Source organism: Arthrobacter sp. Br18 (assembly GCF_000520555.1).
GTDB lineage: Bacteria > Actinomycetota > Actinomycetes > Actinomycetales > Micrococcaceae > Arthrobacter_D.
Map to the genome: position 1 here is coordinate 170521 of NZ_KI914885.1, position 9557 is coordinate 180077.

At 66.9% G+C, this 9557-nt stretch carries 10 protein-coding genes; 4 read left to right on the forward strand and 6 right to left on the reverse strand.

Translation table 11 applies throughout. The features are described from left to right. The 3 genes from Y704_RS21675 to nirB all read right to left on the reverse strand — a co-directional run. A partial coding sequence (locus Y704_RS21675; RefSeq protein WP_173401146.1) for a uroporphyrinogen-III synthase occupies nt 1–561 on the reverse strand: 561 nt, incomplete at its 3' end. Then, nucleotides 558–1586 carry a uroporphyrinogen-III C-methyltransferase gene (gene cobA, locus Y704_RS0114815; protein ID WP_026550695.1) on the reverse strand — a complete coding sequence of 343 codons (1029 nt, stop codon included), beginning with the start codon at nt 1584–1586 and terminating at the stop codon, nt 558–560. The genes cobA and Y704_RS21675, both read right to left, overlap by 4 nt. After that, nucleotides 1577–4294 carry a nitrite reductase large subunit NirB gene (gene nirB, locus Y704_RS0114820; protein ID WP_081747685.1) on the reverse strand — a complete coding sequence of 906 codons (2718 nt, stop codon included), beginning with the start codon at nt 4292–4294 and terminating at the stop codon, nt 1577–1579. Before nirB ends, cobA begins: the two co-directional genes overlap by 10 nt. A 250-nt stretch (nt 4295–4544) precedes the next feature. On the opposite strand from nirB, the gene nirD reads away from it, so the two are divergent. Both nirD and Y704_RS0114830 read left to right on the forward strand, forming a co-directional pair. Further along, nucleotides 4545–4937, forward strand: coding sequence for a nitrite reductase small subunit NirD (gene nirD / locus Y704_RS21680; RefSeq protein WP_051477141.1), 393 nt, complete (start codon nt 4545–4547; stop codon nt 4935–4937). 4 nt (nt 4938–4941) lie between these two features. Then, nucleotides 4942–5727: a sirohydrochlorin chelatase gene (locus Y704_RS0114830; RefSeq protein WP_026550697.1), complete on the forward strand. Its 786-nt coding sequence runs from the start codon at nt 4942–4944 to the stop codon at nt 5725–5727. Nucleotides 5728–5790: 63 nt separating this feature from the next. On the opposite strand, the gene glmM is transcribed toward Y704_RS0114830, so the two are convergent. From glmM to rplM, 3 genes are all read right to left on the reverse strand, one after another. Further along, on the reverse strand, nt 5791–7149 hold the full coding sequence (gene glmM / locus Y704_RS0114835) for a phosphoglucosamine mutase (RefSeq protein WP_026550698.1): 1359 nt from the start codon (nt 7147–7149) through the stop codon (nt 5791–5793). Nucleotides 7150–7338: 189 nt separating this feature from the next. Then, entirely contained in the window at nt 7339–7836 is a 498-nt protein-coding gene (rpsI, locus tag Y704_RS0114840) for a 30S ribosomal protein S9 (protein WP_026550699.1), read from the reverse strand. A gap of 41 nt (nt 7837–7877) precedes the next feature. Further along, nucleotides 7878–8321, reverse strand: a complete 444-nt coding sequence (gene rplM, locus Y704_RS0114845; protein WP_026550700.1) for a 50S ribosomal protein L13 — start codon at nt 8319–8321, stop codon at nt 7878–7880. A gap of 591 nt (nt 8322–8912) precedes the next feature. Here rplM and Y704_RS0114850 point away from each other — a divergent pair. Together Y704_RS0114850 and Y704_RS25580 are read left to right on the forward strand one after the other, a co-directional pair. Further along, nucleotides 8913–9110 (forward strand): Flp family type IVb pilin, encoded by a 198-nt coding sequence (locus tag Y704_RS0114850; protein WP_026550701.1) that lies wholly within the window; start codon nt 8913–8915, stop codon nt 9108–9110. Nucleotides 9111–9438: 328 nt separating this feature from the next. After that, a partial coding sequence (locus tag Y704_RS25580; RefSeq protein WP_155850383.1) for a Flp family type IVb pilin occupies nt 9439–9557 on the forward strand: 119 nt, incomplete at its 3' end.

The following is a 9557-nucleotide window of genomic DNA, read 5'->3' on the forward strand; positions in this document are numbered from 1 at the left end:
GCCGGCGCCCTCCGGCCGAATCCAGCGGTAGGGCGTCACCGTCAGGAGGGTGGCGCCGGCGTCGGCGAGCCGTTGGAGCTGCACCGAATCCGCGTAGGCGTGCAGCTGGACGCCTATGGTGAGGCCGGTAAGGTCCCGGGCGAGGAGGTCATCGACCAGCGTCGCCGTGGTCTCGTCGGCACTGATCCCGACGTCGGTCAGGCCCGCTGCGCGCACCGCTCCGCGCGCTTTGGGTCCGCGCACGTAGATGCGCCCCTGCCCCATCGTGTCGAGGAGTTCATCGCCCAGCCCCGCAGCGTCGGCGGCTTCGAACCAGCGGCGCATTCCGTAGGCGGTGGTGATCACGAACAGGTCCGGACGGCTCGCGAGCATGGCCCGGGTGTCGATCAGCAGCTCGGTATCCTCGGCGATCGGCGCGATCTTCAGCGCCGGAGCATGCATCACGGACGCTCCGCGCCGCTCCAGGGCGTCGATGAGGTCTCCTGAGCGGCGGTCGGAGGTCACGCCGATACGGAACCCGGCGAGCTGCAGGCCCGCGACGTCGGAACGCGGCTCACTCACAGGGCCACCAGCGAATCGGCGAGGGAGGCCAACCGCGTTGCCTCGCCCTGGAGCTCGAGTCCTGTGCGCACCACCTCGCCGATCACCAGGACCGCCGGTGACTGGCACCGGGCGCTGCCCGCATCCGTCAGGATGCTGCCGAGCGAGCCGGACGTGGTGCGCTGCGACGCACTGTAGCCGCGTTCGATGATGGCCGCCAGCATGTCCGCCCGCATTCCAGCTGCCCGGAGACCGGCAACGAGCTGAGGCAGCGTATTCACCCCCATCAGCACCACGATGGTTCCCCCGAGTCCCGCCAGGTGGGTGTGTTCGTCGTCGGTCAGCGGTGCGTGCCCGGACACGACGGTGAACAGGTGGCTGACGCCGCGGTGCGTCACGGGAATCCCCGCTGCGGCCGGCACGGCAACGGCCGAGCTGATGCCGGCAATGATCCGGCAGGGAATCCGTGCCGCGATGCAGGCGGTGAGCTCCTCCCCTCCCCTGCCGAAGACGAAGGGATCCCCGCCCTTCAGCCGCACCACGGTGCGCCCTGCGAGCGCCTGCGCCGTCAGAAGCGCCTCGATGTCCTGCTGGCTCACCCGATGGTGTCCGGGCAGCTTCCCGACGTCGATCAGTTCCGCCGCGGGCGCCAGTTCCTTCAGGTCGGTGGTGGGCGCCAGCCGGTCGAAGAGGACGACGTCGGCCTCGCGGAGTGCTGCCGCGCCGTCGAGCGTCAGGAGCCCGGTGGCACCCGGTCCCCCACCCACGAGCGTGACACTGCCGCCTGCCGCGGCAGGCGCTTCATGGGCCAGTAGTACGTTGTGGAACCGGCACGCTTCCTCCAGAAACGACCAGCCCGGCTGGCCGTCCTGGACGGCGGCCACGAGGTCGGTGCCTTCCAGAAGGTCCGGCGTGAAATCTGTCGGGGAAGTCAACGGCAGCACCAGCGCTCCTGCCGCCCGATAGCGGCGCACGGCGCGCCGCGCAGCTACGGGACTGCCCGCGACGATGACGCGGCGGCCCGTGAGATCGATGGTCAGCTCCATGGCTGGTCCCCTTCGCTCGGATTGCGGGGGCGCATCCCGATGGATACACCCAGGTTGACCGGTCCGCCGGCCTGCACCAGCTCGGCCTCGGCGAGCTCGGCGTCCGTTGCCGGGCGGCGCTGTCCGCGCTCCTCCACGAGGACGATCGACTGGTCCGCGGCGTCGGGCGCATTGACGAAGGAGCGGAAGCGGCGCAGCCTGTCGGGGTCCTTCAGGGTGGCAGCCCACTCATCCTCGTAGTGTTCGACGTGGCGTTCCATCGCCTGCTCAAGGTCGGCGGCGATGCCCAGGGAGTCGGAGACGACGACGTCGCGCACGTGGTCGAGCCCGCCGTCGAGATCCTCCATCCAGCGGGCCGTGCGCTGCATGCGGTCGGCGGTGCGGATGTAGTACATGAGGTAGCGGTCGATGTACCGGATCAGGGTCGGGGTGTCGAGGTCCTGGGCCAGCAGCTGCGCATGAGCGGGCTGGAACCCTCCGTTGCCGCCGACATAGAGGTTCCAGCCCTGGTCGGTGGCGATCACCCCGACGTCCTTGCCCCGTGCCTCGGCGCACTCCCGAGCGCAGCCCGAGACGCCCATCTTGAACTTGTGCGGTGCGCGCAGGCCCCGGTAGCGCAGTTCCAGGTCGATCGCCAGGCCCACCGAATCCTGCACGCCGAAACGGCACCAGGTGGAGCCGACGCAGGACTTCACGTTCCGGAGAGCCTTTCCGTAGGCCTGCCCGGATTCGAAGCCGGCCTCGACGAGGATCTTCCAGATCTCCGGAAGCTGCTCCAGCCGCGCACCGAACATGTCGATGCGCAGGGCACCGGTGAGCTTGACGTAGAGCCCGAAGTCCTCGGCCACCCGGGCGATCACGGCGAGTTTCTGCGGCGTGATCTCCCCTCCCGGAATGCGCGGCACCACGGAGTAGGTTCCGTTGCGCTGCATGTTCGCGAGCGCGCGGTCATTCGTGTCCTGAAGGGTGCCGCGGCCGCCGTCGAGCACGTACTGGCCCCGCTGCGTGGCGAGGATCGAGGCGATGGCCGGCTTGCAGAGATCACACCCGAAACCCCCCTTCGCCTCGTCGTCCACACCGAACCGGGCGATGATGTCGCTGAAGGAGGCGAGGTCCAATGCCTGGATCGCCTCGAAGAGCTGTGGCCGTGACATGGCGAAATGCTCGCAGATCCCGTTCGAGACCGTCTTGCCGGCCTTCACGAGTTCGCCGTCGAGGAGCTTCTTGAGCATCGGCACGCAACTGCCGCATTGCGTTCCGGCGCGGGTGCAGGCCTTCAGGCTGGGCAGGTCGAGGACCGGCGCAGTGCTGCCGCCGTCGTCCAGGTGCCCGTGGATCGTCGAGCGGCAGGACCCCGCGGTCACGTTGTTGCAGGAGCAGAGGACGACGTCGTCGGGCAGTTCCGTCTCCGGCGCCCCGTCGGTTCCCGCGGAGGAGAGGTACGCGCCGGGTTCGGCGGGTAGCTCGCGGCCCAGCAGGGGCCGCAGGGCGGTGTAGGGGGTGGCGTCCCCCACGAAGATCCCGCCGAGAAGGGTTTTCGCGTCGTCGGTGACGACGAGCTTTTGGTACAGACCCCGGGCGGGGTCTGCGTAGACGATTTCGAGGCTGCCCTCGGTGTCGCCGAGTGCGTCGCCGAGTGCGTCGCCGAAGCTTGCTACCTCCACACCGGAGAGCTTGAGCTTGGTGGCGGTGTCGAAGCCGGGGAAACTCGAGACTCCGCCCAGGATCCCGTCCGCGCAGACCTCGGCCATGGCATTGGCCGGTGCCACCAGACCCATGCAGACGTCGTCATAACTGGCCACCTCGCCGATGGCCCAGACACCCGGCATCGAGGTTTCACACGTTGCGCTGATCACCACGCCGCCGCGGCTGCCCACCGCCAGGCCGGCGTCCCGCGCCAGCTCGTCGCGGGGCTTGATGCCGACGGCGAAGACCACCAGGTCCGCCGGAAGGACCTCGCCGTTGCGCAGCTGCACCCCGGTGACGGTGCCCGTTGCGGTCCGGATGATGCCGGTCGGCGCGCTCCCGCAGAGGATGTTCATACCCTTCGCGGTGATCAGGCGCCCCAGGGCCTGGCCTGCTCCCTCATCGAGCTGGGCGTTCATGAGCCAGCCCGCCCGGTTCACCACCGTGGAGTGGGTGCCGAGCTGCTGGAGGCCGCCGGCAGCTTCCAGGCCCAGCAGCCCGCCGCCGATCACCACGGCTTCCGCTGGCCGTCCCAGGTCGGCGGCAAGCCGTGCGGACTCCCCGCGCAGGTAGCGTACGTCCTCGAGCGTCCGGTAGACCGCAGCACTCTCCGCCCCGGCCATGGGCAGGCGGACGGCGTCGGAGCCGGTGGCGAGGACCACGTCGTCGAACGGGTAGCGCTCCGCGGAGGCACCGATCACGCAGCGTGCCGGCAGGTCGAGCGCGACCGCGCGTTCGTTGGTGACCAGGTGCACAGCCGGCTCCCGCCACATGAGCACGTCTCCGAGGCTCAGATTCACCTCCGCCTGCAGTGCGCTGCTGAGCGCCACCCGGTCGTAGGGCGCGTACGCCTCTTCAGCCAGGACGGTGATGTGGAGGCCGTCGAGCCCCCGGCGCCATAGCGCCTCGACGAAGCGGTGGGCGGCGGGGCCGCCACCGACGACGACGATGCGCCGTGCGGCAGAATCCGTGTCCCGTTCCACCCGTGCCGGGGACGCTGATGGTTTACGATCGTCGCGCATGGGAGGCCTTTCGCGCCGGGAGGGTCAAGCGGTTCTCCTCGACCCTACGAACAGGGAATTACCTCTCGGTGTCTTCCATGTGTCGCAAAGTTAACTTTGGCCTCACGGCCCTGGCGCGCTCCGGTGAAGCGAAAGTTACCTCGGCACAATGCTGCACTGGTGTGGCTGAAACCTGCGGATCCTAGATTCGATGCAATGTCCCGACACGCACGCTTGATGGGCAGCACAGTCTTACGGAAGGACGCACACCATGACGGACCTGGTTCTCGAGAGAATGCCCACTGCCGCCCTGCCGGGTTGGGCCCGGATCTGCGCTGTCGACGACCTCGAGTCCTGCTGGGGCGAGGCAGCCCTCGTCAACGGCACACAGGTTGCACTCTTCCGGCTTCCCGGCGGGCGGATCCATGCGGTGGATAACCGGGATCCCCGCACCTCGGCGAGCGTGATGGCGCGCGGCCTCATTGGCTCGCGCGGCGGCACCACCACGCTGGCGTCTCCGCTGCACAAGGAGGTGTACAGCCTCGCGACCGGTGAGTGCCTCACCGGTGGTCAGCCCAACCTGCCGGTGTACGAGACGCGGGTGGTGGATGGCTGCATCGAAGTGGCGGCGCTGGCACCGATGGAACCGGCGATGCTTCAATAACTCCATGCCCTTGACCCCCGATGCCCCCGTGTTCATTGCGTGTTCCCATGGAACGGACAATCCGCGCGGCCGGGCCGAGATCAATCGGTTGCGCGACCAGATTCAGGAGATGCGTCCGGGCCTGGAGATCTGTGAGGCGTACGTGGACGTGCAGGAACCGGCCCTTCCCGACGTGGTGCGGGCGATCCCCGCAGGACGCGGCGCCGTCATCGTGCCGCTGCTGCTCTCGGTCGGTTATCACGTGAAGGTGGACATCGCCCACGCCGCCGCCAGCCGCCCGGGAACCATTGCAGCCCTGCCGCTGGGTCCCGATCCGCGCCTCGCAGGGCTCCTGCAGGTACGGCTCACCGAAGCCGGTGTCGGAGCCGATGCCTCAGTTGTCCTTGCCGCGGCCGGATCATCGGACGCCTGTGCAGCGGTCGATGTCGCAGAGCTCCGGGAGGACCTGGTTGCCCTCCGGCCGGGCCCGATGCGTGCCGGCTTCGGGTCCGCTGCGAAACCGTCGGTGACCGAGGCCGTGGCACAGGCTCGTGCGGGCGACGACGGCGCAATCTCCGTGGCGTCCTACTTGCTGGCGCCCGGGTACTTCCACGACCAGCTGGCCCGGGCGGGTGCGGATATTGTCAGTGCACCGCTCCTGCCCAGTCCTCTCGTGGCGGCGATCGCGCTGGACCGGTACGACGCCGTTCTTCGTGCGGCTGCGGAGCCCGCCACCGGTGAATGCCCGAGGCCGTGCCGACCACTGGTGTCCGAGTGCGTCCGCTTTCCGATGCCGGCCGGCGCTGGCTGAAGCCGTCTATTGAGGCTGCACTCGGGTTGGGCTCCTCCGGCTAGCCAGGGAGTCGTTTGCCTTCTAGGCCACGGGCTCCAACGCGAGCCGGTCCTCGACTATTGCAGCGAGCTCGTCGGCAATGCGCTGTGCGGTTTCCATGTCGGCCGCTTCAACCATCACCCGCACTACGGGCTCTGTGCCGGAGGGCCGTAGGAGCACCCGGCCCGTCTCGCCCAGCACGCCCTGCGCTGTGCGAACGGCGGCCTGCACGCCCTCGTCGGAGTTCACCGCAGCGCGGTCGACTCCCCGGACGTTGATGAGCACCTGAGGGAGCTTCGTCATGACGCCCGCGAGGTCCTTCAGCGAACGCCCGGTTCCCGCCACCTGCGCGGCCAACTGGAGACCTGTCAGCACGCCGTCGCCGGTGGTGGCGTACTGGGCAAAAATGACATGGCCCGACTGCTCACCGCCCAGGCTGAAGCCGCCGTCGCGCATCCCCTCGAGCACGTAGCGGTCCCCCACCGCGGTTTCCTTGATGATGATCCCGGCGTTCCGCAGGGCGATCTTCAAACCGAGGTTGCTCATCACCGTGGCCACGAGGGTATCCTCCACGAGCTTGCCGGCGTCCTTCATCGCCACGGCCATGACGGCCATGATCTGGTCGCCGTCCACCACGGTTCCCTCGTGGTCCACGGCGAGGCAGCGGTCGGCGTCGCCGTCGTGCGCTATGCCGAGGTGGGCGCCGTTCTCAAGGACGGCGGCCTGGAGCTTTTCGAGGTGCGTCGACCCGTAGCCGTCGTTGATGTTGTTGCCGTCCGGGTCCGCCCCGATGACCACGATGTCGGCGCCCGCGTTGGCGAAGACCTCGGGCGAGCAGCCGCTGGCGGCGCCGTGGGCGCAGTCGAGCACCACCTTGATTCCGTCGAGGCGGTGCGGCAGGGTCTGGAGCAGGTGCACGATGTAGCGGTCCTCGGCGTCCGCGAACCGCTGGATGCGCCCGACGTCGCCACCGACGGGTCGCAGGCGCGGCTCCTTGAGTTCGGCTTCGATGGCCTTTTCAAGGGCGTCATCAAGCTTCTTGCCGCCCCGGGCCAGGAACTTGATGCCGTTGTCGGGTGCCTCGTTGTGTGACGCGGAGATCATGACGCCGAAGTCGGCATCGAGGTCCGCCACCAGGTATGCGGCAGCAGGAGTGGGCAGCACACCGGCGTCGTAGACGTCCACGCCGCAGCTCGCCAGTCCAGCCCCCACGGCAGCGGCGATGAAGTCACCACTGATGCGCGGATCCCTGGCAATCACTGCCGTGGGACGGCGCCCGCCTTCCACGGCCCGGTGCCCCAGAACCACGGCGGCGGCCTGGGCCAGCTCAAGGGAGAGCTCGGCGGTGATCAGGCCGTTCGCCAGCCCGCGGACACCATCGGTTCCAAATAATCTAGTCATTGTTCCTCATCCTAGGTCGACCTCACTGCAACAGCGAGCACCACGCCATTTTCGTTAAAGCACGATGCCCGTCCAGCAAGCCGGACGGGCATCGCACGAAGCGGTATTAGCGCTGGAGCCAAGCGCCGAAAGCCGGCGCGGGGCCCCTTGCGAAATCGCGCCAGCGGTTGCGCAAGGGGTAGGCGGGTTTTAGCGCTTGGAGTACTGAGGGGCCTTACGGGCCTTCTTGAGACCGGCCTTCTTGCGCTCGATCACGCGGGCGTCACGGGTGAGGAAGCCTGCCTTCTTCAGCGCGGGCCGGTTGTTCTCACGGTCGATGTCGTTGAGCGTGCGCGCAACACCGAGGCGAAGGGCGCCGGCCTGGCCGGAGGGTCCACCGCCGTGGATGCGGGCAATGACGTCGTAGGCACCATCGAGCTCGAGGAGCTTGAAGGGGTCGTTGACTTCCTGCTGGTGCAGCTTGTTCGGGAAGTAGTCGCTGAGCTCGCGCCCGTTGACGATCCACTTGCCGGTGCCGGGTACGAGGCGTACACGGGCTACGGCTTCCTTGCGGCGTCCAACGGCTCCGCCGCCGACCGTCAGCGCAGGGCGCTCCTTGACGGGGGCTTCGCTGCCTTCGGTGGACTCTGAGGTGTAGCTCGTAAGCTCCTCAGCAGATTCATTCAGCTCTTCAGGGTTCTGAGCCACGGTTCTCCTTGAATTAATTTCTTAGTGTGTGGTGGCCAGGACTACTGGGCGACCTGGGTGATTTCGTACGACGTCGGCTGCTGGGCACCGTGGGGGTGCTCGGCGCCGCGGTAGACCTTGAGCTTGCCGATCTGCTGGGCAGCCAGCGAGTTCTTGGGGAGCATGCCCTTGATGGCCTTCTCCACTGCGCGCTCGGGGTTCTTCTCGAGGAGCTCGGCATAGGTGGTGGACTTCAGGCCGCCCGGGAAACCCGAGTGGCGGTAGGCACGCTTCTGCTCGAGCTTGGCGCCGGTGAGGGCTACCTTGTCAGCGTTGATGATGATGACGAAATCGCCCATGTCCATATGGGGCGCAAAGGTCGGCTTGTGCTTTCCGCGCAGCAGAATGGCGGTCTGGCTGGCAAGACGGCCTAGGACAACGTCGGTTGCGTCAATGACGTGCCACTGGCGGGTGATGTCGCCTGGCTTCGGGGTGTACGTACGCACGGTTATGGCCTTCGTTTCTTATTCGGTGTCGCCCGCGCCACGGAAGATTCCGCGAGCACGAGCTCAGCTTATTCATGCGTTACCGGAACTCCAGGTGAGGGCTGAAATACGACCAGTTATCCCGTGCATCTCGGCTGCTCCCCCGGGCCAGGTGGTTCTGCAACTGAACCGCTCCGGAAGGCGCAGACGTATCGAGAAGGGGATACGCACAACGACTCCCAAGATTAGCGCGAAGGCGTGCTGCAGGTCAAAACGGAAGGTCAGAACGTGCGTCCAGTGCCGCCGCGGCTGGCGACACTGGATCACGAGCACGACGAAGGCGCCGCCGGCCAGCTACTTCATACTCGATCGCTGGGCTACTCATATTGACCGCCTCTCGCTACGGGTGGCGGCTATACAACTACCTACACGAACACCGCCCAGCGCAGGTTATCCGCAGAAGGCGCGGTCTTTGGTCAGGCTTACCGCAAGATCCGGCAAAACCAGCTGAACCGGCTCTTTCCCTTGCTAATTTGTGGCTAGAGCTGGCAGCGGGTCAGCCCCACCCGGACTTTCCGTCCAAGGTTCGTCCACCTTCTCAAGGAGCTAGAAATGATCGCACTGTACGCAACACTCTCTACCGTTCTCTACACCGCCAAGGCTCGGTTGACCAACGAGAAGGGCGCCACGATGGTGGAGTACGGCCTGATGGTCGCCCTGATCGCCGTCGTCGTTATTGCCGGACTGCTCATTCTCGGCCCCAGGATTGCGGGTCTGTTCACGGGTGTCGCTGCGAGGCTCAACCCGTAAGACATCATGGCTTCGGTGGAAGCGCCATCGAAGCCCCACGGGCATTCTGCCAGGTAGGGAGAGAAGTACTTCCTTGCGTCAGACGATACGCGAACTGGTCCACCGTCTACTCGGACCGGGCGCCTGCGACCAGATACACCAGTGATGTAACCGCCGGTCTGGACGATGCTCGCCTTAGGGTACGCGCGAAGGTCACGTTCCTCGGGCACGTTTCACAATGCAGCAAAGCTAACCCGCTTAGTCGCCTTTTCCTTGCTGACTTTCGGCCCGAGCAAGCATCAGGTCAGCCCCACCCGAACTTCCCGTCCATTTGTTCAAGGAGCTAACAATGATCGCACTGTACGCAACACTCACGACCGTTCTCCACACCGCCAAGGCTCGGCTGGCCAACGAAAAGGGCGCCACGATGGTGGAGTACGGCCTGATGGTCGCCCTGATCGCCGTCGT

Excerpts from the sequence above, each read along its gene's own strand:
- nirD (WP_051477141.1), top strand. The coding sequence starts at position 4,545 with ATGACGGACCTGGTTCTCGAGAGAATGCCCACTGCCGCCCTGCCGGGT.
- Y704_RS0114850 (WP_026550701.1), top strand. The coding sequence starts at position 8,913 with ATGATCGCACTGTACGCAACACTCTCTACCGTTCTCTACACCGCCAAG.
- cobA (WP_026550695.1), bottom strand. The coding sequence starts at position 1,586 with ATGGAGCTGACCATCGATCTCACGGGCCGCCGCGTCATCGTCGCGGGC.
- nirB (WP_081747685.1), bottom strand. The coding sequence starts at position 4,294 with ATGCGCGACGATCGTAAACCATCAGCGTCCCCGGCACGGGTGGAACGG.
- glmM (WP_026550698.1), bottom strand. The coding sequence starts at position 7,149 with ATGACTAGATTATTTGGAACCGATGGTGTCCGCGGGCTGGCGAACGGC.
- Y704_RS0114830 (WP_026550697.1), top strand. The coding sequence starts at position 4,942 with ATGCCCTTGACCCCCGATGCCCCCGTGTTCATTGCGTGTTCCCATGGA.